This window comes from Candidatus Nanopelagicales bacterium (assembly GCA_030700225.1).
In the GTDB taxonomy this organism is placed as follows: Bacteria; Actinomycetota; Actinomycetes; order S36-B12.
In genome coordinates this window covers 13,943-38,175 of sequence record JAUYJT010000003.1, presented here as the reverse complement: position 1 = coordinate 38,175, position 24,233 = coordinate 13,943, and the positions used below count along the sequence as shown (strand labels likewise).

Here is a 24,233-nt window from a genome sequence, read left to right as displayed (position 1 = left end):
GATGATGCACCGTGAGGTGCCTTCAACCCGGCAGGCACGCTCAAACGCGCGCGGACATTAGGTCTCGAACGATCTGAGCGGCACCGCTCGGTGTCCGGCCAACCCTGACTCCTACTAATTCCAACGCGTCTTGCTTCGCTTGGGCCGTACCCGAAGACTCAGACACAATGGCGCCCGCGTGCCCCATCGTCTTGCCGACGGGTGCGGTGAAGCCAGCCACGTAGCCGACCACCGGCTTGCTCACGTTGCTGGAGATGAAGGCGGCTGCGCGCTCCTCGGCGTCACCACCGATCTCGCCGATCATGACGATCGCATCGGTCTCTGGGTCATCCTCGAAGGCCTGTAGGCAGTCAACATGCGTCGTGCCGATGATCGGGTCTCCTCCGATGCCGACACAGGTCGAGAAGCCGATGTCACGCAGTTCGTACATCATCTGGTAGGTGAGCGTCCCTGATTTGCTCACGAGCCCGAGGCGCCCGGGCGTTGTGATGTCGGCGGGGATAATTCCCGCGTTGCTCTGGCCAGGTGAAATGATCCCTGGACAGTTCGGACCGATTATCCGCGTAGTGCCGGAGTTCTGGGCGTACTGGAAGAACTGGGCAGTGTCGTGTACCGGGATCCCCTCGGTGATCACAACGGCCAGGGCGACACCGGCGTCCACGGTTTCCTCAACCGCTGCCTTGGCGAACTTCGGCGGGACGAACACGACGCTGACGTTGGCTCCGGTGGCCGCGACGGCCTCGGAAACTGAGTCGAAGACTGGAATCCCGTCGACTTCAAGTCCGCCCTTGCCGGGGGTGACTCCAGCCACGATGGATGTGCCGCTGGCGACCATCCTGCGAGTGTGCTTGGTGCCCTCGGATCCGGTCATGCCCTGCACCACGATCCGGCTATCGGAGTTCAAGAAGATTGCCATACCTGCTCCTGATCAGGACGCGGCCAGCTCGGCTACGCGCCGCGCCGCATCGTCCATCGTTTCGACCAACTCGATTACGTCGTGTTCGGCAGCGTTGAGGATCCGCCGCCCCTCGACCGCGCTGTTGCCATCAATGCGGCACACGATCGGCTTGGTGACGGTCTCGCCCTTGGCTGCGAGCATGTCGAGTGCTCCGACGATCCCGTTGGCGACTTCGTCGCATGATGTGATCCCGCCGAAGACATTGACGAATACCGCCCGGACATCCGGGTCATTGAGCACGATGTCCAGACCGTTGGCCATGACTTCCGCGCTGGCGCCTCCTCCGATGTCGAGGAAGTTCGCGGGCCGGATACCGCCGAACTGCTCGCCCGCGTAGGCCACGACGTCGAGCGTGGACATCACCAGTCCGGCGCCGTTTCCGACGATTCCGACGTGGCCGTCGAGCTTGACGTAGTTCAGGTCCAGGTCCTTCGCGCGCTTCTCGATGGGATCGATATCGTCCGCCAGCGCCAGGTCAGCGTGGGAAGCGTGCCGGAAGTCGGCGTTGTCATCCAGGGTCGCCTTGCCGTCCAGTGCGACGATCGAGCCCGCCGCCGTCAGCACCAGCGGATTCACCTCCACCAGCGTGGCGTCCTCGCGAGTCATCACTGACCACAGACTCTGGATCACATCTACGAGTGCGTCCCGGTGCTGCTCGGGGAACCCGGCCGCGGTCACGATTTCCTCCGCCTTGGCGCGGTCCACGCCCACAAGGGCATCAACGCGGATCTTCGCGAGAGCACCGGGGTTAGTGGCGGCCACCACTTCGATCTCGACGCCACCCTCGACACTCGCCATAGCGAGGAAAGACCTTTCGGCGCGGTCGAGCAGGAAGGACACGTAGTACTCGTCCGCGATCTCTGCCGCTTCAGCGACCAGCACCCGCTTGACCTTGTGGTCCTTGATGACCATCCCAATGATCTTCTCGGCCCAATCCGCAGCTTCTTCAGGCGTAGCGGCCAGTTTGACGCCGCCCGCCTTGCCCCGGCCGCCTGTCTTCACCTGGGCCTTGACGACGACCGTTGTGCCGATCTTGCGAGCCGCCTCGGCGGCCGTGTAGGACGACGTGCACACCTCTCCGGGAACGACCGGTACACCGTTCTTGTCGAACAGATGCTTGGCCTGATACTCGAAAAGATCCATTCGGGAAGACCTCTCAGCCGGTGCGCAACCGGGCTGAGACTACCCAAAGTCCATATGTCGATCTTCGCCGGGTTGCCCGGCCAATCGACCGCACTACGACGTGTAGGCGGGTCGGCCTGGGAGGAAACTGCGACATTGAGTCTTTGTTTGGCGCTTCCGTCCGCGTGAGTCGTGGGCTAACGTCGGCATCCGTGACCCCATCGGCGTTGCCAGACGAGCCCGCGGTTGAATCCGCACCTTGGGCAGACATCTGGGACGGCGAGGACTGCGGCCCTAAGGGCCTTCGGGCGGTCGCTCGTGATCGTGCTCAGCGGACCCGCCGCGCCACGCGGAAAGGAGCCCGGACGCTGCTGAGCGCGCGAGGGCTGCGCGGCGCCGCTGTCGAAGTCGCCTGGGTATCGGCCCACATCGCTATGTACCCGCTGGGTCTAGTCGAGGAGAAGGCGCGCGAGGAGGTAGTCCGCCACAACTTGGACGGGCTGGATCCTGTTCGCAGGGGTCTGCTGATCGGTGACGTGGAAGCTGCCGGGACTCCGATCATCCTCATCCACGGGATGGTCGACAACCGAAGTATCTTCGCGCTGCTGCGCAGGGGTCTGCGCAAGCGCGGGTTCGGCCGAGTTGTTTCTCTGAACTACAGCCCCCTGACAGCGGACATCCGGCTAGTCGCGGAACGGCTGTCTCGGCTGGTTGAGACCGTAGTCAAGGAGACTGGGTACGAGCGTGTTCACGTAGTTGGCCACTCGATGGGCGGGATGATCGGCAGGTACTACGTGCAACGCATGAACGGTGATGAGCGTGTCCATACCCTGGTCACGCTTGGCACCCCGCACCTGGGCACTGCGCCGGCCAAGTTCGTACCCCATCCGTTGGCCCGGCAGATCCGGCCCGACTCGAAGGTCGTAGCAGACTTCGATAGCCCCGCGCCGGAATGCCGGACCCGCTTCTTGGCTGTTTGGTCAGACTTGGATCAGTTGATGGTCCCCAAGCGAAACGCTCGTGTTGTTCACCCTGACCTGAACGCTCGCAACGTGTTCGTGCGCGGAGTCGGTCACATGTCGTTGCCAGTCGACGGAAGAGTTGTCCACGAGATCTGCACGACCCTGGCCCATCTGGACCACGACGGCCGGATCGTGGTTGACGGCGTCACTTCGATAGCTCGCTCGAACGGACGTGTCGCTGTTGTGCCGCAACCGCGGTCAGCGCCAGCAGCGGTCGTGCGTGACGCGCGACCCGCTGGCTAGCTCGCTGAGGGCCAACGCATGCACTTCTCACACCTGGCTGTCGTGCTACAACCGCTCCAGGGGCGCGTAGCGCAGCAGCAATCGTTTGACACCCTGTGATGCGAAGTCGACGGTCGCCTCCGCGTGGTCACCGTCGCCCGCTATGGTCACCACCGTGCCCATCCCGAACTTGTCATGGGTCACGCGGTCCCCGGCGGCTAGATCTGTCGGGGAAGCTCGCCCTTGTCGGGCGGGCTTGACAAAGCGTTCTGAGGTGCGGCCGCTTGGCTCCCATGCTGTTGATGCGGTCGTCGCCGCCTCCGGCAAGCGCCTCCAGTCCAACAGTGCCGGCGGGATCTCTTCGACGAACCTGGATCCGGCGTGGTACTCGGGCGCCCCCCAGGAAGCGCGGGACAAAGCTCGGGTGACGAACAACCTCTGCTCGGCCCTGGTGATGCCGACGTAGGCCAGACGCCGCTCCTCGGGTAGCTCGCCGGAGTCCAAGGTCCTGGCGTGGGGGAAGATTCCCTCCTCCATACCAGTCAAGAACACGACAGGGAACTCCAGTCCCTTCGCCGTGTGCAGCGTCATGAGAGTCACTTGACCCCCATCGGCGTCGGGTATCTCATCGGAGTCTGAGACGAGAGAGACCCGCTCCAGAAAAGTGATCAGGTCCCCTTCTGGCTCTGTGCGCTCGTAGTCGCTGGCCACTGACTCCAGCTCTCCGATGTTCTCCAGGCGGGTGACGTCCTGAGGATCCTGGGATTGCTTCAATGCCGCCAAGTACCCGGACCGGTGTAGCGCCTCGTTCAGCAAGCCCGCGGGGCCGGCACCGCCTTCGGCCAGCTCACGAAGCCCGGTCAACATGGCGTGGAATGCCGCGACAGCTTGGGCAGATCGTGCGGCCAGCCCTGGTGTCTCCTTGGAGCGTGCGCAGGCTTCGTCGAAGGCGATCTGGTTGCTCGCGGCGAACTGAGCCAGCGCCGCTTCGGCTCGATCGCCGATGCCACGGCGTGGCGTGTTCAGGATCCGGCGCAGGCTGGTCTCATCACCCGGATTGGCTACCGCGCGAAGGTAAGCCAACGCGTCACGCACCTCCCGGCGCTCGTAGAAGCGGACGGCGCCGACGACCCGGTACGGGAGGCCCTCGCGGATCATGACTTCCTCAAGCGCCCGCGACTGAGCGTTGGTGCGGTAGAAGACGGCCACGTCCTGTGGCTTGACCGCGAAGTCGTCAGCCAGCCGGAGGATCTCATCTGCTACGAACCTGGCTTCGTCATGTTCATCGTCGGCGACGTACCCGATGATCTTCTGTCCCGCCGGGCCGTCAGTCCACAGCCGCTTGGGTTTGCGCCCGGGGTTGTTTGAGATGACGGCATTGGCCGCGCTGAGGATAACTTGCGTCGACCGGTAGTTCTGCTCGAGCATCACGGTCACGGTGTTTGGGAAATCTGTCTCAAACTCCTCGATATTGCGGATCGTCGCACCACGGAAGGCGTAGATGGACTGATCCGCGTCACCGACGACGCAAAGTTCCCCCGGTGGCGGCTCGGACCCAGGCGCCCCGACGAGCTCGCGCACCAGCACGTACTGGGCATGGTTGGTGTCCTGGTACTCATCTACCAGCACGTGCCGGAATCGCTCTCGGTAGTGCGCGGACACTTCCGGGAACGTCCGCAGGACAGCTACGGTCGATCCGATCAGGTCATCGAAGTCGAACGCGTCGGCTCTCGCCAAGCGTCGCTGGTATTCGGCGTAGACGGCTGCTGTGGTCTCTTGATCCGCGCCGGTGGCCTGGCTGGAATAGGCGCCGGGGTCGATCAGTTCACTCTTGGCCGCGCTGATCCTGCCAGCGAGCACTCGGGGCCTGTGGCGCTTGGGGTCCAGATCAAGATCCCGCAGGACCATAGTCAGCAACCTCTGCGAATCGGCGGAGTCGTAGATCGAGAAGCTGCTCTTGATGCCCAGCCGCCGGGATTCCGCACGCAGGATTCGAACGCACGCTGCGTGGAACGTCGATACCCACATCCAGCGGGCAGCCGTGCCAACCAAGACCGAGACCCGGTCGCGCATCTCGCTGGCCGCCTTGTTTGTGAACGTGATGGCGAGAATCTGGCCCGGGCTGGCATCCCTGGTAGCGAGCAGGTGGCCGATGCGCCGGGTGAGCACGCGGGTCTTGCCGGACCCAGCACCAGCGACAACGAGCAAGGGGGAGCCGCGATGAACCACGGCCCTGCGCTGTTCAGCGTTCAGGTCCGTTAGAAGGTCATCCGGATTGAAGAGGGTCCCCACCCGGGAAGTCTATGGCCGGGTGTCGGACGGCTTGAGAAGCGTCGCGGTCAGCGTGCTCTGACTCTTAGCTTCCCGGATCTGGCGACGCGTGTCGAACCAGATTTCACGATCGCGCGGACCTTGTACTTCCCAGGAATCGGCAGCAATGCCTTGGCGGCGAAGGAACCGTTCGCGGCGGGCCGATGGCCGGCCTTGCGCCACTTGTACCCCGCGAGTTTGCGACGCAACACGATCCGGCTGCCGGCTGGGGCCCCAGCCACCGTGCCTCGGACGCGGGTTTTCTTCCCGGCCGCGATGGGTGATTTCGCTGACGTCACGACTACGGCCGGCGGGAGCACCTCTACGCGGCGCTTGGCCGACCTGTCCAGCTTCTGACCGTTCTTGGTGATCAATGCCCTGTACACGTACGTTCCTGGCGTCGTGGGTGCTGCGCTCGCAATGGAGTAAGCCCCCGTCGTCGCGGACTGGGTAGCCAGGTCCGCGAAGGCGCCTCCGACGAGCTTGCGCCGGATCGTCAGTGACGTGCCCGACGCGATGTTCGCCACCGAGCCGACCAAGGACACCGCGTCACCAACGTGGACTTGGCCCGAGGGGGGACTGAGAGCCACAGTCGGGGATGGGGGTGGGAGCGGAGCTCCTGTGCCGAGGCCTCGGACCTTGAACCGCGAGTAGCCGGCTCCGACAGAGAAGGTGATCAGGCCCTTGGAGTTCAGCGGAATGTCCATGGATATGGGCAGCTTGGCGCCTCGCGGGACTGACTTCGACGCTGCGCTGGAAACCCACACCGAGGACGGCGCGTTCAGATTCATCTTCGTGATCTTGATGCGTTGGACAGGGGTATACCCCGCGGCCACCGTTGGCACCGGAACTTTCACCTTGTAGGTCCGGCTCGTGTAGCTCGTCCCGGCTGCCAGTCGACACCGGGAGGACGTAAGTCCGATTCCGCTGTGCGTGTTGAGCAGTGTCGTCGGCTTGTCCGACGTGCCGTTGGTCCGGCTCGCTGTCGACGAAGAGCACGGTCCCCGCGTCTCGGCCACTCCAGTCCAGAAGGATGTCGTGCCGTAGGCGCCGTCCCAAGTCAGCGAGATGTGGATGTGATCGCGGTGGCAGACCGTGTCGTAGGAGCTGGACGACTTGCCCGATGAGGAGCAGTTCTGGTACTCGCGCCACCCAGCTTGCGGGCTGTATACGCCCCAGATCTTGTTCTCGTAGATCAGATACATGATCCCCAATCGCCGCGCCATCGCGCCTGGCTCGCCGTTGGGCCCAGGGGCGATCGCCCAGTTGAGGAATCGGAACGCCTTCTTCCTCTGCTTGTCGATCTTGGAGTTCACCATCCAGTCGAGAGCTCGGCCCTCCTCGTGTTCGCTCGTGCCAGGAGTGGCGCACGACCGTGCGATGTACTGGGTGAACGTGCCGTAGGTGTCATCTAGGAGCTTGCCGAGCCGTAGAGTTCCCGGCTTGGCGGTTGGTGTGCATAACGTTTGCCCCTGGTATTCGGCTTGCCAATCGACCTGGGCCGGGAGCTGGACAGTTGGGGCCGGAACTTTGAAGCTGATGACGGTTGCCGCGATGGCAGCCGGGGCTGCGACGACCGCACAGGCGGCGACTATCGCGGTCGCGATGCGTAGCGGGCCGCGTCGAAACGCTCCGCCGCGGCGAGCCGCACTACTCACCGTGTCATCATCGGTACCGCCTGCAACGATCTTGACCACGGCGTCACCGTGACAGGATCGAGAGCCATTCGCAATTGAGCCACGCGAGAATTGGGCAAGATGTCTGCATAGCGGACGGCTGACGACTATTTCCTCTATCTGTCAGGTGCGAGGTCTTGGTCCCAGGGGCCGAGCGAAGGAGGCTTGATGGATCCGACCGCGCTCCCAGAACGTGTACTCACGGTCACGGCGCACCCGGATGACGTCGATTTCGGAGCTGGCGGGACGGTCGCGGGATGGACCGCGGAGGGCGTGCCCGTGTCCTACTGCGTTGTTACCGATGGCGACGCAGGTGGGTTCGATCCCGGGATTCCGCGTGCTGAGATCCCAGGGATCCGTCGGAGTGAGCAGCGCGCCGCGGGTCGTGAGCTTGGTGTCACAGACATCCATTTCCTGGGGTATCACGATGGCGAACTCACCGTCACGCATGGATTGAGGCGTGACATCGCCCGCGTCATCCGCAAGGTCCGGCCGTCGTTGGTGCTGATCCAGTCCCCAGTTCGGAATCTCGAGCGTATGTACGCCAGTCACCCCGACCATCTAGCTGCCGGGGAGGCGGCGATGCAAGCGGTCTACCCTGACGCGCGCAATCCGTTCGCGCATCCGACACTCCTGACTGATGAGGCCCTGGAGCCTTGGCCGGTGCCAGAAGTTTGGCTCATGGGATTTGAGTTCCCCGACCACTGGGTGGACATCACTGGCGACTTTCCGCTGAAGCTCGCCGCGTTGCGCGCGCATCGAAGCCAGACTGGTCACCTTGATGATCTGGAGGAGCGAATCAGGTCTTGGGGCGAGCGCACCGCCGCCGATGCTGGGCTCGCGCCCGGCAGGATCGCTGAAGCCTTCAAGGTCCTGGACACGCGGTAGTCGTTGAAGGCCTTCAGTGCCCTCGGGGTCCGCTCTGGCTGACGGGATAGATTCGGCGAATGGCCGTCGTCCTTCCATTCCGCGCACTGCGTCCTCGCCCCGACCTGGCAGCCCGTGTCGCCGCACTGCCATACGACGTCATGGACGCCGCTGAGGCCAGAGCGATGGCGGTCGGCAACGACGTGTCGTTCCTGCATGTTTCTCGCCCTGAGATCGACTTGCCGAATGATGTCGACCCCTACAACGACGCGGTGTACACGCGGGGCCGGGCCAACCTTGATTCGTTCATCGAACGAGGTGCGCTCGTGACCGATGCGACTCCAACGTTCACGATCTACCGCCAACGGATGGGGGACCACGTTCAAACTGGGATAGTCGGTTTGGCGGCCGTTGACGACTACGAATCTGGCGTAATCGCACGTCATGAGCTGACACGTCCCGACAAGGAACTGGATCGCGTCAGACACATCGATGCCCTTGAGGCGCAGGACGAGCCGGTGTTCTTGCTGTGCCCCCGTCACGACGAGATCGAGGCCGTGATCGCCCAGGTGACCGCGGGAGTGCCAGACATCGACATAGTCACAGACGACGGGATCGGACACACCCTGTGGATCGTCACCGGTGACGACGACTTGGCCCGCGTGAGCCGGGCCTTCGCGCAGATGCCGAGGCTATACGTGGCCGATGGTCACCACCGCAGCGCCGCGGCTGCACGCGTGCGGGATCTGCGCGGGCAACGGGGCTTGACTGGGGATGGTTGGCAAGGCCACGACGGGTTCCTGGTGGTCGTGTTCGCGGCAGACCAACTCGCGATCCTGCCGTACCACAGGGTTGTGGCTGATCTCGGCGGACTCACTGGGGGCGAACTTCAAGCGCAGTTGGAGCGCCGTTTCTCAGTATCACCGTCTGACGGCCCCCCGAGTCCTTCCGGAAGACACGTCATCGGCATGTACCTGCCGCAGGGGTGGTACCGGCTCGAACTCCGGGATGGGCAGGTCGACGAGGCAAACCCTGTGGCGCGGCTGGATGTGTCGGTGCTTCAGGATTTCGTGCTGGCGCCCCTGCTGGGCATCGGTGACCCAAGGCTCGACGCGCGGCTCGGATTCGTAGGTGGCATCAGAGGTACCGGCGAGCTGGAGCGCCTAGTCAGGGCTGGAGCCGGAGTCGCTTTCGCTCTTCATCCGACGTCGGTAGACGACCTGATGGCCCTGGCGGACGAGGGTCAAGTAATGCCGCCGAAGTCAACCTGGTTTGAGCCGAAGCTGCGGTCGGGGCTGTTCCTGCACAGCTTGCGCTGATACCCGAGTCGCCCCCATCCCGTTGACGTGAAGCGTGAACGCTGAACGCACTTGGCCGACGCCCTGTCGGACGCGCCCTGCTCACCAGCGCTCGCCCTGCCACCAGCGCAGAAACGGCCGCTCCCAACAAAGGCACTCGTTGCCGAAAGAAACTCCCGTTGCAACGGGCGCGTCTGTACCCAAACATTCGCGTTTGTCGGGAACGGCCGCTAACTGAGGAGGGGCTCGGTTCCATAGATCCAAGCGACGTACCGGAACCCGGGGCGCCATCATCTCGCCACGCCATGTCCGTCGCGAGCCGAGGCGTCTGGTGTGCAACGCCAGCGCATAGGCTCCACGGGTGAGGACTAGCAGCGTGTTGGCGTTCGCGCTCGCCGGGGTGACTCTGGCTGGATGCGCCTCAGTCGCCGGGCCCAGCGGTTCGCCCTCGCCTTCGACACCGGCTACGACCGCCCCCGCTCCGACGCCAACCCCGACTCCCGCCGAGACGGTGAAGCCCACGGCGACTGCGATCACGAACGGCAGCCGGAGGAGCAACCAGGTCGCGATCACCCTCGATGCCGACATGACGCCGTACGCGCTTCAGCGAGTGCGCTCTGGAGAGTACGGCCCCCAGGTCAACTACGCGGTGATCCGGTTCCTTGAGCGGCGCGAAGTGCCGGCGACGATCTTCATCACGGGGATGTGGGCCAAGCAGTACCCCGAAGTGCTCGCGCGGCTCGCGGCCAATCCGCTCATCGAGCTGGGCAATCACACGTGGAATCACGATGCTTGGACGAGCAGTTGTTATGACCTGCCGTTCGTTGCCGGGGACCGGCAGAAGAGGTCTGAAGTTCGCCGGACGAGCGCGATACTGCGAGCCGCCACCGGGAGGCAGCCAACGTTCTTTCGATTCCCCGGGCTGTGCCACGACCAGCGCGACGTGGAGATTGTCGCGGAAGAGAGCCTATGGACAGTCGACTTCGACCTGACAGCGAGCGACGCGTTCGCACAAGACGCGGGTCGGGCCGCCAGTGCGATCGAGTCCGAGATCCGCCCAGGCTCGATCGTGATCCTGCACCTCAACGGTGCCCCCAACGCTCCGGCGACCGCGCCAATCCTGCGCCAGCTCGTACGGACGCTCGATGACAGGCAGCTGGAGCCGGTTACTCTCTCCACGCTGCTGCGCCCCCAGGGATAGCTATCTCAGTGGGTCGTTGGAAGGGAAGGCTCACGATGCGCATGATCGGTGGAGTCGAATCCGGAGGCACGAAGACTGTCTGCGTCGTGGGGACGGATCCGGAGACCATTACCTCCCGCACACGCATTCCAACGACGTCGGACCCAGTAGAGACATTGGGTGAAGTCGCGGAATTCTTCGCGGCTCAGTGCGCGGCAGCGGGGCCGTTGGCAGCCATCGGAATCGGTAGCTTCGGGCCCTGCGATCCGAATCCGACGTCCCCGACTTATGGCTACGTGACGTCCACGCCTAAGCCTGGATGGACGAACACCGATGTCTCGGGCGTCCTAGCGGCGCAGATGAGGGAGCGTGGCATTGGTGAAGTGCCCGTCGTGTTCGACACCGACGTCAACGCCGCGGCGCTGGGTGAGCAGCGGTTCGGGGCCGGACGTGGTGTTTCCTCGCTGGTCTACCTGACTGTCGGCACCGGCATCGGCGGTGGCGCGATGATCGACGGGCGTTTGGCTCATGGTCTGATCCACCCGGAAATGGGGCACATCAGGATTCCGCGTCCCGCGCAGGAGCTCGCCAGATTCGCGGGCGTCTGCCCGTTTCACGGCGACTGCTGGGAGGGAGTCGCCTCCGGGCCAGCGATGGCGGCGCGATGGGGCCAGTCCGCGGAGGATCTGCGGCCCGATCACCCAGCCTGGGATCTTGAGGCCGAGTACATCGCGTCGGGATTGCACGCACTCGTTTGTGTGCTGTCGCCGGAACGGATCATCCTCGGCGGCGGTGTCGGGTCGGTGCCGCACCTGTTGCGACGTGTCCGGCCACGGCTGGTGGATTCCCTGGCGGGGTACATCGCAAGCCCGATGATCACTGAACGAACGCTGGAGTATGTCGTGGGCCCCGGCTTGGGCAACGACAGTGGCGTAGTCGGCGCGCTTGCTCTGGCCCAAACCGCATTGTGAGCACGCCAGTTACTGCCCGCCACGTTGATGGGGAACCCGTGCACCAGTCTGGACGGGAGGAGCACGCCGACCTCGGGTGACGCCGATTCGGGTGTGCGCCCGACTATCGAGTGGCACGGCTGAGACATAGATCGAGCTCGTGCGGTCCTGCGACTCGCCAATGCGAGGAGGCGCGAAGAGGCGCCTGCGGCAATTGTCCGAATTATTCCGCCAGTAGTTTGGAAAACACCCGGCGCGCCGCCTTGCTCGGTGGCAGTGTTCCTCGCATGTGCTCATTCACAGCAACGGAATGGAGCTGGCATGGCTAGGACGTTCTTGCTCGGCGTAGTCGCTGCGGTTCTCGGCGTGGGCGTCTTGCTGCTCGTGTCAGTACTGAACCTGGGAGTCGAGAATGGCTTGCTGGGCGTAGGTGCCGGGTTGGTGCTGGGCCTCGTGCAAGAAGACTCGCCGCTGGCGCGGTATGCCGCGTTCCTGATCGGACTTGTCCTGGGACTGATTGCCCTGGGCGCCGGGCTCGTTGGATGGGTCGGGTTCGTGATCGTGATTCTGCTGCTGACGGTTATCTCGGGGCTGACCGGCGGGCGGCTCCCGATGTGGGCAATGGTGCTCGGCGCCGGGGTATTCGCCGCGATGTACACCGAGCAGCTGCTGAGCACAGGTTGGTTCTTCCTCACCCAGTACCCGACGGCGTTCTTCGTCGCTCTCGCGACTTCCTCTGGCGGATTCGTCATCGCCGTGTTCGTGGAGCTTCTCCGTGACAAGGAAGAGGCAGCGGATGAAGCGAAGGAAGAGGCCGAAGAAGCTGAAGCATCCGGGATCGACACAGTGATTGGCGGGGCAAAGTGAAACTGCTGAACAGCGTCAGGGCGAGACTAATCAGCTCGCTGAATTCTCCGCCGAAGGCCCTCCGGCGATCGACCCGCCGCAGGCTAGTCGCCGCGACAGTGTGCATCGCCGTGGTTGCGGGAAGCGCGAGCGTCGGGGCGAGCGCGGCGCCTGTGGCGCCGACCTCGGCCCTGAACGAGATCCTGTTCTCCCAATCCCTGGCAGGCGAGCAGTCTCCGCTTGCCGCCAGCGACGACAAACTCAAGGTCACGGTCGGCAAGACCGTCGCGGTCACTACGGATCAGAGCGGGGGAGTGACTCCCTTCAACATCATGTTGGTCAACGGCCAGGTTTCTGGCCAGGGCACTGGAGAAGTCAAGATCCCGATGGGTCCGGACTCTGAGAAGACCGTCGATATCAACAGCGCCTCCGGCCAGGTCAGCAACTTCTTCGACTTCGGCGGGTTCTACAAGGGCGATCTGCCGGTCAGCGTGAAGACAGAGGTGAAGGTCAACGGGGAGTCCATCAACCCAGACGAAGCCTATGGGCTGACCGGTGACGCGGAGATCACGTACACATTCACAAACCACACGGCCCGCAAGCAGGAGATCTCCTACAAGGACATCACGGGCAAAACCACGAAGAAAGAGGTTGAAGTTCCCGTTCCGTTCGGAGCGACCTTCGATGTCCCGTTCGGCTCGGGGTGGTATGTCCAGGACGCCCCTGGTCTGACGTCTGCGGTCGAGCCGAACCAGACACATCTGTCGGGCACAGTCGTACTGTTCCCGGTCGTCCAGGGGCTGTACGGCGGGACGACGCAGAAGCTAACGGTCAAGGCCAGGGCGGACAACGCGTCCCTGCCGTCTACGAAGACGACGTCGATCGTGCTGGACATGGACACCTACATGGGTGGACTGCTCACAACCGTTGTCCCGATGATCGAGAAGGATGCCCTCGCGCCGGCTGACGCGGCCATCGGTGGTGTCATCGGTCAAGTTCTTTCCGCAGTCCGGCTCGTCAGCGGATACGTGGGAGCTCTTCAGAAGCTGGACAAGGAGTACCTCAAGCCAGTCTTCAAGAAGATTGAGCGAATCAACGTCAACCCCGAGAACCTGGACCGGGACCTTGGCAGCTTGGGCGTCGGGCTGACAAAGCTGGGCGAGTTGATGGGCGCGAATAAGACAGCCCAAGGACGTGTCGCCAACCTCGCGAAGTCAGTCTCAAACGTCGTCCGGAAGGACGCGCCAGCCATCCTGAAGTGGCTGAAGGCCCTGATCAAGACCGCCGCGCCCCAGTCGGGGCAGGCCGCGAAGGGCCTGAAGAAGCTGGACAAGGCCATTACGTCGCTCGACCTCACCCAACTCGAGAATGACTCCGCCACTCTCGACCAGGCGTGTCCAACCGTCGGGAAGACCAGCGACTACTACGGCTACGGACCGGTCGAGGTAATCATACCGATCACCAAGGGCTCCGATGGCTACAACGCGCTGGCGGCAGCCATCAAGGCGGGGAAGAAGAAGCCTTGGCAAGGCGACCTGGAGGACCTCCAGACGACTCTGGACAACCAGAGCGTTGGCGCTATGATGCCGAGCCTGCTGGTCCTAGTGGGGGGTCTGCTGCCGGACACGATCCCCTACAAGAAGCTCATTCAGCAGATACTGACCGAGTCGGCCTGCGAGTCCATTAATGAAACCCTCATCCCGCTGGTAATCGTAGGAGCGGGCCTTTGGGATGAAGAAGTCCATCCCTGGATTGACACAGCCGTCCTCGTACTCGACCTGCTGGCGGAATACGGGGACAGCCCAGTAATGGACAAGATCTTCAACGAGATCATGAAGGACGTGAAGATCCTCGCGAATCTGCTGAGCAACGACAAATGCACTTCGTCGGACATAATCGATCCGATTCTGGCCGCGTTACAGAAGTACGGGATGAGCGGAATAAAGGACCACATCCTGCCCGTCCTGCTGTCGGTATTCAAGAACTGTGGCGTGGCTCAGGTTCTGGAGTTCTTCGGCTCCGTGGACGGCCTGATCGGAGAAGCCCTGATCGGGTTCGGGAAGATCGTGGATGGCGCGAGGGGCGACGTGCCGACGATCGTCAATGCGATCAACAGCGTCAAGGCCGTCGTGAAGCAGGTGGACGACATCGCCGACACGATTCCTGGCGCTGCCAACGAAATCCTGGACGTGATAGCGGACACAGCGTCGGGCTACGGCGTCGAGGGTCAGGACGCGATCGCCAAGGTCAGCAACTTCGTGGAGGAAACGGGCGCGACGTTGCAGGCCATGAACGCGCGGGCCAAGGCGGGCGACGGGGACCCCTACGGTAAGGCGGTCGGACCTGACACGAACACGATGACCGCCTACCAAATCACCCAGCAGGAGGCCTCGCCCTACGCGCGCAACTGGGCTACCGGTGTCGTGCTGGCGCTGGTGTTCCTGGCTGTAGCCGTTGGTGTGGGCACGTACCTGTACCGGCGTCGTCGCTCGAGTTGACCAAGGATTCCACGGAGCTAGTAAGGAGCCCGCAATGGCGAGAACGTTTCTGATCGGCCTCGCAGCCGCTGTGATTGGTGGGATCGGCCTCATGATTGGGGGCGCACTCGGGATGGATCTCAACAACACGATCCTCGGAGCTGGTGGCGGCCTGATTATCGCTGTGGTTCGAGTCGGCGCGCCGCTGGAGCGGCTAATCGGCTACTTGCTCGGGTTGGTCCTTGGAGTGGGATTCGCGGCACTGCGGCTGGGCGTGTTTCCCGGCGGAGAGTCAGCTTGGGGGGGAGCCATCGCGCTAGGCCTGGTGCTGTTGGTCGTGGCTGTCGTGTCGGGTCTCACGGCGAACAGGATTCAGGCGTGGACGTTGCTTCTGGGGATGTTGGTGTACGTCGCGAGTGTCACTTCCCTGATGGAAACGAAGCCGTGGACCGCTGCGGAGCAGTTGCCAGGCGAGTTCCTGTCGATTCTGGCGATGTCGGCGATCGGATTCCTGGTCATCATCGCGGTGGAGCTGTTCCCAGAGAAGTCTGGGCGTCCTGCCGACAGCGGCGGTCAAGGCGATGATGTGGCCCCCAGAGAACCAGCAGCGCAAATCACAAGTGTGGACGGGATCATAGGTGGTGCGAAGTGAAGCGTTTTCCGGGCATCAAGCGAAGGATCAGGGGCTCCGGCTCTCCGACCGGGACAGCGGCTCGACTGGCCGCGTCCGTGTGCGCTGTGTCGCTGGTTGTGGCTGCGGTCGGTGGCGGGGCTGGGGCTGCGGCTGATCCGGCTGGAGCTGGCGCTGCTGGCGTGCGGGAGATGTTCGCGGACTGGGGAGCTGGGCAAGGCGCCGCCTCCGTTGATGGGCCGCTGAATGTGGCGGTTGGGAAGGTCGTTGCCGCGTCGACGTCTGCGGGGGGTGAGTCCCAGGGCCAGGGTCTGTACGTGGCCACGAACGTGTCCGGCAACGGCTCCGCGACTGTGAAGGTCCCGGTTGGCACGGACAACCCGGTTGACGTGAACTCGATCTCGAAGCTCAAGACCGACGGGAATTCGATCGTCTACGACGTGCAGAACTCTGGCGGTCAGGTTCAGCAGATGATCGCTTCGGCTGGCCAGTTCAAGGGTCAGCCTGGGGTCACGTTCAACGTAGAGGTCAAGGTGAATGGCGAGACGGTCGACGCGAATGACGCGACCTCGCTAACCGGTGATGTCGAACTGAACTACAACTTCGTCAACAACACGACGAAGACCGAGACCGTGAAATTCATGAACGCTCAGAGGAAGGTCCAGAGGAAGACCGCGCCGATCCCCGTGCCCTTCTACGTGCATTTCGACGGCGTATTCGGAAAAGGCTGGGCGGCCCTAACGGCACCGTGGGCGAACAGCGGGTTCTCGACTGGCCAGGACATTACCGGCGGCAAGCTGCTCATTCCGACTGTGCTGAACAAGGAGGACCCGAACGGCACTCTTACGATCAAGGGTCGGGCCGAGAATGCCTCTTTGCCAGCGGTGACGCTCACCGCGACTCCGAAGTCGACGAGCGGCGATGCGATCGCCTCGGTAGAGGGCGTGATCGACAAGTTCGGTCCCACGATTGAGGACTTGCTCGAGGGTAAGGCTCTCCCGATGCTGTTGAAGGTTCAAAACGACGTCGGCAAGGCATCTGGCGTCGTCGGCAAGGTCCTGAAGGACAAGGTTGACCCCATTCTGGACATGTTGGGCAAGATGTACCTCGACCCGAAGAAGGCGGACGAGTTCCTGGAGAAGACAGGTAAGGAAGTCTCCTCTATCGGGGGCTTGCTGCTTGGCGTGAACGCCGCTGGGGAAAAAGGCGAGGAGTTGGTAGCGAAGTACCTAGCTCAGGCGACGTCCAAGAAGACCCAGGCGACGCTGACCAAGGTAATCGCGAAACTGGACACTGTTGAGAAACTTCTCAAGCAGTACCTCCCGCTGGTGGAGCAGGTCACCGGATACCTGGACGTCTTCGGAGTGTTCCTGGGCTTCACGCCTGATGAGATCGCCCAGGCGTTGGGGAAGAAGGACTTCGTAGAACTCGCTGAAGGCCTGGCCGTGGACTTCTTGATGAAGCCGGGAGGGTTTTGCGATGGGCAAACAGCTGCCGAGTGCCTGGAGTTCGTGCAGGAGATGCTTCCGGCGCTTGACCCGTTGTTCGCGCAGCAGACGAAAACGCCTGATGCTCCGGATGGATACACGCTTCTCTGCGACGGTGGTGTGCCAGGGGCGAAGTGCTTCGGAGCGCAGACAGTTGGACAGATCATCGACTCGTTGCTGATCGACCATCTGGACTCGACCTGTACGACTGGCAACGCCACTAGGAAGGCCTGGAACGAGGGGACGATGAAGGCATCGTTCCAGTCCGGTATCGACGCACTCTCTGGTGATTCGAAGGCCAACATGACCAAGCTGCAGGGCCTGCTGAACAAGCAGGGCGACGCCGTGTGGAACGCGGGAGCCTGCGCGGCGGCTGGTAAGCGAATGGAAAAGCAGCTGGACGACATTCTGGACAATGTAGGCGGCATCAGCGAGGACATTGAAGACTTGGTGCCGTTGGTTACGACACTTTCGAAGACTCTGCCTGACATTCAGAAGGCTCTGGTCCAATTGAGGAACAGCATGCCAGCGGTGCGCAAGGCGATGGATCGGCCGTGTCCGAACAAGACTGTGTTTGATGACCTCTCGTCCTGTGGCCTGATGCAGGCGCTCGACATCATTTCGAATGCCAACACGGCAGCTGTCGCTCAGGTCAATGAGGGTGTTCTGGAGATCGTGGAGAAGATTGAGCCAGCGGTGAATGAGGTGTTCGGTATCGCCAATGGCGTGTTCAAGGCGGCTCCGCACATAAAGTCGACGGCTGACCAGTTGCCAGCCCTGATCTCGCAGCTCGCGTATGGCACGATCGGTGGCTTCGTGAAGGACATCGAGGACATCGACGGCTTCTCGCAGAAGCTGGTCAACGCGTCCGCCGAGGGCACCGCCATCAACAAGCAGATGGACATCCGGTTCCACTCCGGCGAGGGCTTCCCGTACGGATCGGCTGAGGGAGGCGACGCCTCGACGCAGGCGATGTACACGTTCAAAGTGGCCGCGCCCGGTGGGACCGACGCCCCCGCGTCGACGAAGCTAGTGTTCAGCATCATTCTGCTGCTGCTCGGCGCCGGCTTGGGTACGTGGCTGTACGTAAGGGCCAAGCCGGAGTAGCGGGGCATCATGGAGCGGAAGCCGGGTTCGAGGCGGTCTTGAACCCGGCCTGCGCGTGTCTAGTGTGACGAAATGGTCACAGAGTGTTTGAGTCGTTGACTTTGCGCGCATAACAAGGTGATGCTCGTTCAATAGTCAAACGGAGGTCACTGTGTCGTTCACGCAGAGCAGTTCGTTCAGATCGTCAGCAAGAGTGAAAGCGGCCTGTGGTCTCGTGGCCGCAAGTGTTGCGCTGCCAGTGACGATGTTCGTCGCGCCAGCGCAGGCAGCCAGCTCAACAGTCAGCGGCGTGTCTGTCAGCACGGTTGCTGGAAGCCCGTCCAAGGCCGCGACGAAGACGAAGTGCAAGAAGGGCAAGAAGGGGAAGAAGTGCCGCCGCGCCAAGCTCGCGAAGAAAAGGCGCGCCGAGAACCGCATTCCGCTGAAGACGAAGCTTCTGAGCGCGTCGGATCTTGGGTCTGGCTGGGTGACGCGAACGGTGTCGGATAGTCAGCGATCCGAGGCCCTGGGCTCGGTGTCGGTGTCGCCAGCCAAATGCCTTCCTACGGATTCAAGCCTGCCGGGGGCCAAGAAGTCCAAGGACAGGGCGTTCACGGAGGGTGAGTCGAACGTGAGCGCTGGGCTTGGGCAAACGGTCGGAAGGTTCAGGACCAAGAAGGCCGCGAAGGCGTCGATGGCCCAGCTCAAGACCCAAGCAGCGGCATGCGGGTCAGTAGTGGTCACAACGGAATACGGTCCGGTCAACGTCACAGTCCAGCGGACGTCTTCGCCCAAGTACGGGCACCAGACGATCGCGTACAAGCTGAAGGCGACGCATCTGTTCGCGAACGGCGAAGCCTACGCGGTGGCGATTCGCAAGGGTCGCTTCGCGACAGCGGTGGTCTTCGGCGAGCTAGGCACCGCGTCAAAGGCGTTCACCCTGAGGATGGCGTCGAAGGCGGCGGATCGGCTGTAGGGGGACGGGTCCCTGCCGGGCCCGAGGCTCCGCAGGGCAACGGGGGATCGCGGGTCAGTAGAGGATTCGCATCAGCTGAGTGTGAGCACTGCCTCAACTTCCGCGATCACGGCGGCTACGACAGCGTCAACGGCGGCCGCGACTTCGAGTGACAGCCCCTCGCCGTTCGCGACGTCCTTGGTCTCAACGCCGAGGATTGTCAGCCGGTCGGGAATCCGGTCCAGGGCCAGGCCTAACTGCACAGCCTCAGCTACGCCGAGCCCGTGCGTGCTGGCCTTGCTGTTGCGGGCGGGAACTGCCCAGTTCCCGTCGCTGCATTCGATGCGGTGGACGGTTCCTGGTGCGGCCCCGGAGGAGACGGCGTCGATCATGATCACGAAGCTGTACCCGGCCCAGCGTGCGATCAGCCCAGCAGACTCGCCAGTTTCCTCGACGATCTCGACTTCCTCGAGCGGTTGGGATCGCAGCCGATCAAGAATCGCCAACCCGACACCGTCGTCGCGTCGGTATGGGTTACCCACACCGATCACAAGGACCGGCCTCACCACTAGTCTCGGTCGATCTGAAGATCGAGGAAGTGCGTCGCGCAGGAGATGCAGGGGTCGTAGTTGCGGATGGTCTGTTCGCATAGCCCTGTCAGGTCAGCGTCTCCGAGGTCGAGGTTGTCCTGGACCACGTGCAGCAGATCGTGCTCGATGGCGGGCTGGTTCTGTGCCGTTGGCGGCACGATCGTCGCGGACTGCACGATCCCCTCGTCGTCCAGCTCATAGCGGTGATACAACAAGCCGCGGGGTGCTTCGGACATCCCATGCCCGACGCCTGCCCTTGGAGTCACCTCCACGAACGGTTGTTCTGGCGTGACGTACTCGTTGATGAGACGTTGGGCCTCGTCGCAGGCGGCGAGGAGCTCGACGGCGCGGACGATGATGCTCTTGAACGGGTTCCTGCAGTCGGGTCCGAGTCCAACCTCAGCGGCAGCGTCGCGGGCGACCTGGGGAAGCAGGTCATAGTTGAGGCTGTACCGGGCGAGCGGGCCCACGGCGTACTCGCCCAAGTCCCAGTGCCCGTGCAGCGCGTTGCTGTGTTCGACATGCTCTTCAGTGATGTGGTCGCGGAACTCGGAAATCGGGATATCCAGGCGTCCGCTGACCGATGCGATCCGGTCGCCGATGATTGGGTACTTGTCGGTGCCAAGCAGCGCGATCAGATCCCACTCCCCTTCGAGTTCGGGGAAGTTGAACGTCGAGACCAGACGCACTGTTTCTAGGGAGCACTGCCGCGCCCAGTCCAGCTCGGGGATCAGCGCGCGCAACTCGTCGGCGTTTGGGGCCTGATGGAAGCCGCCGACTTTGACGTTGATCGGGTGGATCGCCCGGCCGCCGACGATCTCGAGGATACTGTTGCCGAGTTTCTTCAGCCGGAGTGCTTGCTCGACGATCTCGCGGTGGGTGACAGCCAGGTCTATCGCACTGCTCACTCCCAGGAAGTCCGGAGCGTGGAGCAGGTAGATGTGCAGAGCGTGGCTCTCGATCCACTCACCGCAGTACAGAAGCCGACGCAGATCAGCGATCTGGCCTTCGACCTTCACGCCGCAGGCATCCTCAATCGCCCGGCACGCGCTCATCTGGTAGGCCACGGGGCAGATCCCGCAGATGCGCGCTGTGATGTCCGGGGGCTCCTCGTAGCTGCGTCCCCGCAGGAAGGCCTCGAAGAACCGTGGCGGCTCGTAGATGGTGAGCTCTGCCTGTACGACCTCGTCACCTCGAATGGTGACCTTCAGGGCGCCTTCGCCTTCGACTCGTGCCAGGGCTTTGACACGAAGAATGCGGCCACCTGTTCGGTGAGTCACGGCTTGGCCTCCTCGGTGAGCCCGAAGTCTCGGAATTCGGGTGCGGCGGCGGCGAATGTGTGGACCAGCCGTTCGATCGCGCCGTCGGTCATGTTGAGCTCGCGCAGACGGTCCGCGAGAGCTGGGACGTTAGTCGTGTCCGATGGGCCGAAGCATCCGAAGCAGCCACGATCGAACGCCGGACACAGGGCCCCGCAGCCCGCGTGAGTCACGGGCCCAAGGCATGGTGTGCCGTCCGCGACGACGAGGCAGGTCGTTCCGCGCCGCTTGCACTCGAGGCAGACGGCCGCTGACTCGAGCTCGGGGACTCCGCCCAACAGGAACTGGGAGATGACTTGGAGCAGCTGTGCTTTGCTGATGGGGCAGCCGCGCAGTTCGAAATCCACCTTCACGTGATCTGAGATCGGCGTCGAAGTGTCCAGGGTGCTGATGTACTCCGGGTGGGCGTAGACCATCGGGATGTACTCTTTGACGTCCGCGAAATTCCGCAGGGCCTGGATGCCGCCGCTGGTCGCGCAAGCACCGATCGAAATCAGGGCCGCCGACTGTTCCCTGATTCCCTGGATCCGCTCGGCGTCGGACTCCGTTGTCACGGACCCTTCAACGATCGACAGATCGTACGGTCCGCCCGAAACGGTGCTAGTCGCTTCGAGGAAGTAGGCGAACTCCACCGCGCCGGCGACGGCCAGCAACTCGTCCTCACAGTCCAGCAGTGTCAGCTGACATCCGTCACAGGACGCGAACTTCCAAATGGCGACTCTGGGTTTCCTTGCGCTCATAGCTCACGCACTTCCATCAACGGTAGAGCTGACTGCCAGGTGTACACAGGACCGTCCGTGCAGACGAAGTCGCCCGCCAGTTGACAGTGGCCGCACTGCCCGATCCCGCACTGCATGTTGCGCTCCATCGACACCGCGATCCTCTCGGGGTCAACACCCTCGTCGATCAAGTGGTTGGCCACGAACCGCATCATGATCTCGGGCCCGCACACCATCGCGACTGTGCGTTCGGGGTCGACGGTTACGCGTCGAAGCTCCTGGGTGACGATGCCGACGTTTCCGCGCCAGTCAGGAGTCGATTCGTCGACTATGGTGCGTACACGGATGCTCTGGCTCCGCCACCAGCCGTCCAGCTCCCCACGGAACAGCAGGTCCTTGGCGTGTCGGGCTCCGACTACCAGTGTCACGTCGCCGAAAGCCGAGCGATCAGCGAGGATCGCGTGGATCACGGGACGAAGCGGCGCCATGCCGATACCGCCGGCCACGATGACGACATCGTGACCGCGGGCGTCATCCACTGGCCATGTGTTTCCGAAGGGCCCCCGGACTCCGATCGCGGTTCCGGGCTTGGCCGCGCACAGAGCGTGGCTGACCGCACCGACTTCCCGGATCGTGTGGACAATGACGTCCGGCGACGGTACGGCGCTGATTGAGATTGGAATCTCACCGAGCCCCCACGCCCACAGCATGTTGAACTGGCCGGGCATGCCTTGGGGCACAGGGTCACCAAGCGGGGCCAGCGTGATCGTCACGGAGTTCTTGGTCTCGCGCGCGTGCTCCGTCAGTTGGTACAGCGCTGGTTGCATCGGCTTCACCCGCGTGGGCTCCTGCGTGTCAGCTAGATGCGTCATGGTTGCCGCCATAGAGATCGAGGAGACGTATGCCTGCTGATTGGAGCCTCTCTTCCATCACGGCGGCGATGCCAAGAATCAGGGCATGCGCTGCTTGCGGGTCGCTGTCCATGAACGGTCGTAGCCGGTCGGCGTGGAACTCGATAGCGTCCACAGGTTCCAGGGCAATCGCATCGAAGTTCCACCGGTAGGGGGGAATCAACCATGACCAGCCGAGGATGTCGCCAGAGTGGAGCGTCTCGATCGTCGCCAGTCCCCGATTGGGAGTGCGTAGGCCAACGCTGACCCGTCCCGACAGGACCGCGTAGAAGCTGTTGGCAGGAGAACCCTCGGTCAGGATCTCCTCGTCTTCATCGAACGAGACCCTCTCGGCGCAGTCCGCGAGCCTATCGAGAAGCTCCGCGGGCATCTTCTTGAAGAAGCGATGATGGTCTAGCTGCTCTCGTGTCGACTCCATGTCTATGCTCTCTCCTCAACCGGATCGGCAGGGTCGTCCCGAATCGCCCGCACTTCCGCGGTGATGTCGATGCCGACCGGGCACCACGTGATACATCTGCCGCAGCCCACGCAGCCCGACATGTCGAACTGGTCCCACCAAGTGGATAGTTTGTGCGTCATCCACTGGCGGTATCGGGACTTTGGCGAGAGGCGGATCGAACCTCCGTGGATGTAAGAGTGGCTCAGCTGGAAGCAGGAACTCCAGACCCGAACGCGCTCATTGACACCTTCCGCGGCGTTCGGTACGTCGTCGATGTCGGAGCAGAAGCAAGTCGGGCACGACATGGTGCAGTTGCCGCAGGAAAGACACCGCTTGGCGACGTCCTTCCACTGTGGATGGTTGGCCGAGTCGCGCAGCAGCTGCGGCAGACCTTCGGTGTCCATGTGCCGCTCGATGCGTTCGTTCGCTGACGTGTTGACCCTGTCTGCCGCGGCGATGTCTTCTGGGGTGGCGGGGCCCGCACCCAGTTGCGCCAAGACAGACTGCCCGCGCACGGTGTGGGCGTCGATCAGGAACCTGTGGCTGTCGGGGTCCGCTGGGTCCAGCTCGGTGATGACTAGATCTGCTCCGCTACGCACGGCGGGTCCGGTTCCCATCGATGGGCAGAAGCAGGACGCGGAGGGATCCGAGCAGTTCGCGGCGACTATGAACAGGCCCTCGCGTCTAGCCGCGTAGGCGGGGTCTGTAGTCCTGTCTGCCATGAACACCGCGTCCTGTACGCCGATTGCCGCCAGGTCGCACCCGCGGATTCCGAAGAAGGCTCGCTTGGGAATTTCATCTGCGACGTCTTCGACCGTTACCGAGTCGCCGTCAACGTGGGAACGAAACAGCACGCTGCGCGGCGGGAACAGGTACTTCTTCCAGCCGCCGGCAGGATTGGCGAAGGCGAAGTACGCCCCGTCGTCCCGCTCGAGGACCCTGTACTGCCCGTTGTCCTGGGAGTCGCCCAATCCCCGGGGCAAGTCCACCAAGCAGTCAATGGGTGCTACACAGATCGCGTTGCCTTGGACCGTTGGCCCAATGAGCTGGTATCCGTCTTGGCGCAGGCTGCCCATCAGGTCATCCAGCCCTGCTCTTGGGACGACTGAGGGGGGAGCCTGGGAGGCGGTCGCTTGGTTCACCCGCACAGCATCGCAACATGTGACGC

At 63.2% G+C, this 24,233-nt stretch carries 20 protein-coding genes; 10 read left to right on the top strand and 10 right to left on the bottom strand.

Annotated elements, in window-relative coordinates:
* Positions 1 to 40: 40 nt before the first annotated feature.
* Together sucD and sucC are read right to left on the bottom strand one after the other, a co-directional pair.
* On the bottom strand, positions 41 to 916 hold the full coding sequence (gene sucD, locus Q8P38_00425) for a succinate--CoA ligase subunit alpha (protein MDP4013079.1): 876 nt from the start codon (positions 914 to 916) through the stop codon (positions 41 to 43).
* A 12-nt stretch (positions 917 to 928) separates the two neighbouring features.
* Positions 929 to 2,101, bottom strand: coding sequence for an ADP-forming succinate--CoA ligase subunit beta (gene sucC, locus Q8P38_00420; GenBank protein MDP4013078.1), 1,173 nt, complete (start codon positions 2,099 to 2,101; stop codon positions 929 to 931).
* 191 nt (positions 2,102 to 2,292) lie between these two features.
* Here sucC and Q8P38_00415 point away from each other — a divergent pair, with 191 nt between their 5' ends.
* Complete coding sequence (locus Q8P38_00415; GenBank protein MDP4013077.1) at positions 2,293 to 3,345, top strand: alpha/beta fold hydrolase; 1,053 nt, start codon at positions 2,293 to 2,295, stop codon at positions 3,343 to 3,345.
* A 45-nt stretch (positions 3,346 to 3,390) separates the two neighbouring features.
* On the opposite strand, the gene pcrA is transcribed toward Q8P38_00415, so the two are convergent.
* Together pcrA and Q8P38_00405 are read right to left on the bottom strand one after the other, a co-directional pair.
* Positions 3,391 to 5,616 carry a DNA helicase PcrA gene (gene pcrA / locus Q8P38_00410; protein ID MDP4013076.1) on the bottom strand — a complete coding sequence of 742 codons (2,226 nt, stop codon included), beginning with the start codon at positions 5,614 to 5,616 and terminating at the stop codon, positions 3,391 to 3,393.
* A gap of 47 nt (positions 5,617 to 5,663) precedes the next feature.
* Positions 5,664 to 7,331, bottom strand: a complete 1,668-nt coding sequence (locus tag Q8P38_00405) for a hypothetical protein (protein ID MDP4013075.1) — start codon at positions 7,329 to 7,331, stop codon at positions 5,664 to 5,666.
* Between the two features lie 147 nt (positions 7,332 to 7,478).
* Here Q8P38_00405 and Q8P38_00400 point away from each other — a divergent pair, with 147 nt between their 5' ends.
* From Q8P38_00400 to Q8P38_00360, 9 genes are all read left to right on the top strand, one after another.
* Positions 7,479 to 8,198 (top strand): PIG-L deacetylase family protein, encoded by a 720-nt coding sequence (locus Q8P38_00400; GenBank protein MDP4013074.1) that lies wholly within the window; start codon positions 7,479 to 7,481, stop codon positions 8,196 to 8,198.
* A gap of 59 nt (positions 8,199 to 8,257) precedes the next feature.
* Positions 8,258 to 9,496 (top strand): DUF1015 family protein, encoded by a 1,239-nt coding sequence (locus Q8P38_00395; protein MDP4013073.1) that lies wholly within the window; start codon positions 8,258 to 8,260, stop codon positions 9,494 to 9,496.
* A 340-nt stretch (positions 9,497 to 9,836) separates the two neighbouring features.
* On the top strand, positions 9,837 to 10,676 hold the full coding sequence (locus Q8P38_00390; GenBank protein ID MDP4013072.1) for a polysaccharide deacetylase family protein: 840 nt from the start codon (positions 9,837 to 9,839) through the stop codon (positions 10,674 to 10,676).
* A gap of 8 nt (positions 10,677 to 10,684) precedes the next feature.
* Complete coding sequence (locus tag Q8P38_00385; protein ID MDP4013071.1) at positions 10,685 to 11,626, top strand: ROK family protein; 942 nt, start codon at positions 10,685 to 10,687, stop codon at positions 11,624 to 11,626.
* Between the two features lie 300 nt (positions 11,627 to 11,926).
* Entirely contained in the window at positions 11,927 to 12,472 is a 546-nt protein-coding gene (locus Q8P38_00380; GenBank protein ID MDP4013070.1) for a hypothetical protein, read from the top strand.
* Positions 12,469 to 14,949, top strand: a complete 2,481-nt coding sequence (locus Q8P38_00375; GenBank protein ID MDP4013069.1) for a hypothetical protein — start codon at positions 12,469 to 12,471, stop codon at positions 14,947 to 14,949. Before Q8P38_00380 ends, Q8P38_00375 begins: the two co-directional genes overlap by 4 nt.
* A 34-nt stretch (positions 14,950 to 14,983) precedes the next feature.
* Positions 14,984 to 15,580: a hypothetical protein gene (locus Q8P38_00370; protein ID MDP4013068.1), complete on the top strand. Its 597-nt coding sequence runs from the start codon at positions 14,984 to 14,986 to the stop codon at positions 15,578 to 15,580.
* On the top strand, positions 15,577 to 18,153 hold the full coding sequence (locus Q8P38_00365) for a hypothetical protein (GenBank protein ID MDP4013067.1): 2,577 nt from the start codon (positions 15,577 to 15,579) through the stop codon (positions 18,151 to 18,153). Before Q8P38_00370 ends, Q8P38_00365 begins: the two co-directional genes overlap by 4 nt.
* A gap of 214 nt (positions 18,154 to 18,367) precedes the next feature.
* Positions 18,368 to 19,108, top strand: a complete 741-nt coding sequence (locus Q8P38_00360; protein MDP4013066.1) for a hypothetical protein — start codon at positions 18,368 to 18,370, stop codon at positions 19,106 to 19,108.
* Positions 19,109 to 19,179: 71 nt separating this feature from the next.
* Here Q8P38_00360 and Q8P38_00355 read toward each other — a convergent pair whose 3' ends face one another.
* Genes Q8P38_00355 through Q8P38_00330 form a run of 6 tightly spaced genes read right to left on the bottom strand, consistent with a single transcriptional unit; the run spans position 19,180 to position 24,207 of the window.
* Positions 19,180 to 19,653: a hydrogenase maturation protease gene (locus Q8P38_00355; protein ID MDP4013065.1), complete on the bottom strand. Its 474-nt coding sequence runs from the start codon at positions 19,651 to 19,653 to the stop codon at positions 19,180 to 19,182.
* 2 nt (positions 19,654 to 19,655) lie between these two features.
* The gene (locus tag Q8P38_00350) at positions 19,656 to 20,957 is read right to left on the bottom strand and encodes a Ni/Fe hydrogenase subunit alpha (GenBank protein ID MDP4013064.1); all 1,302 of its coding nucleotides are present in this window, start codon (positions 20,955 to 20,957) and stop codon (positions 19,656 to 19,658) included.
* Entirely contained in the window at positions 20,954 to 21,736 is a 783-nt protein-coding gene (locus tag Q8P38_00345; protein MDP4013063.1) for a hypothetical protein, read from the bottom strand. The genes Q8P38_00350 and Q8P38_00345 overlap by 4 nt, the downstream gene beginning before the upstream one ends.
* Positions 21,733 to 22,542: an FAD/NAD(P)-binding protein gene (locus tag Q8P38_00340; GenBank protein MDP4013062.1), complete on the bottom strand. Its 810-nt coding sequence runs from the start codon at positions 22,540 to 22,542 to the stop codon at positions 21,733 to 21,735. The genes Q8P38_00345 and Q8P38_00340 overlap by 4 nt, the downstream gene beginning before the upstream one ends.
* Positions 22,543 to 22,570: 28 nt before the next feature.
* Positions 22,571 to 23,044, bottom strand: a complete 474-nt coding sequence (locus Q8P38_00335; GenBank protein MDP4013061.1) for a cyclic nucleotide-binding domain-containing protein — start codon at positions 23,042 to 23,044, stop codon at positions 22,571 to 22,573.
* A 2-nt stretch (positions 23,045 to 23,046) separates the two neighbouring features.
* On the bottom strand, positions 23,047 to 24,207 hold the full coding sequence (locus Q8P38_00330; GenBank protein MDP4013060.1) for a 4Fe-4S dicluster domain-containing protein: 1,161 nt from the start codon (positions 24,205 to 24,207) through the stop codon (positions 23,047 to 23,049).
* Between the last annotated feature and the right edge of the window lie 26 nt (positions 24,208 to 24,233).

Excerpts from the sequence above, each read along its gene's own strand:
- Q8P38_00400 (MDP4013074.1), top strand. The coding sequence starts at position 7,479 with ATGGATCCGACCGCGCTCCCAGAACGTGTACTCACGGTCACGGCGCAC.
- Q8P38_00380 (MDP4013070.1), top strand. The coding sequence starts at position 11,927 with ATGGCTAGGACGTTCTTGCTCGGCGTAGTCGCTGCGGTTCTCGGCGTG.
- Q8P38_00370 (MDP4013068.1), top strand. The coding sequence starts at position 14,984 with ATGGCGAGAACGTTTCTGATCGGCCTCGCAGCCGCTGTGATTGGTGGG.
- sucC (MDP4013078.1), bottom strand. The coding sequence starts at position 2,101 with ATGGATCTTTTCGAGTATCAGGCCAAGCATCTGTTCGACAAGAACGGT.
- Q8P38_00395 (MDP4013073.1), top strand. The coding sequence starts at position 8,258 with ATGGCCGTCGTCCTTCCATTCCGCGCACTGCGTCCTCGCCCCGACCTG.
- Q8P38_00345 (MDP4013063.1), bottom strand. The coding sequence starts at position 21,736 with ATGAGCGCAAGGAAACCCAGAGTCGCCATTTGGAAGTTCGCGTCCTGT.
- Q8P38_00340 (MDP4013062.1), bottom strand. The coding sequence starts at position 22,542 with ATGCAACCAGCGCTGTACCAACTGACGGAGCACGCGCGCGAGACCAAG.
- sucD (MDP4013079.1), bottom strand. The coding sequence starts at position 916 with ATGGCAATCTTCTTGAACTCCGATAGCCGGATCGTGGTGCAGGGCATG.
- Q8P38_00335 (MDP4013061.1), bottom strand. The coding sequence starts at position 23,044 with ATGGAGTCGACACGAGAGCAGCTAGACCATCATCGCTTCTTCAAGAAG.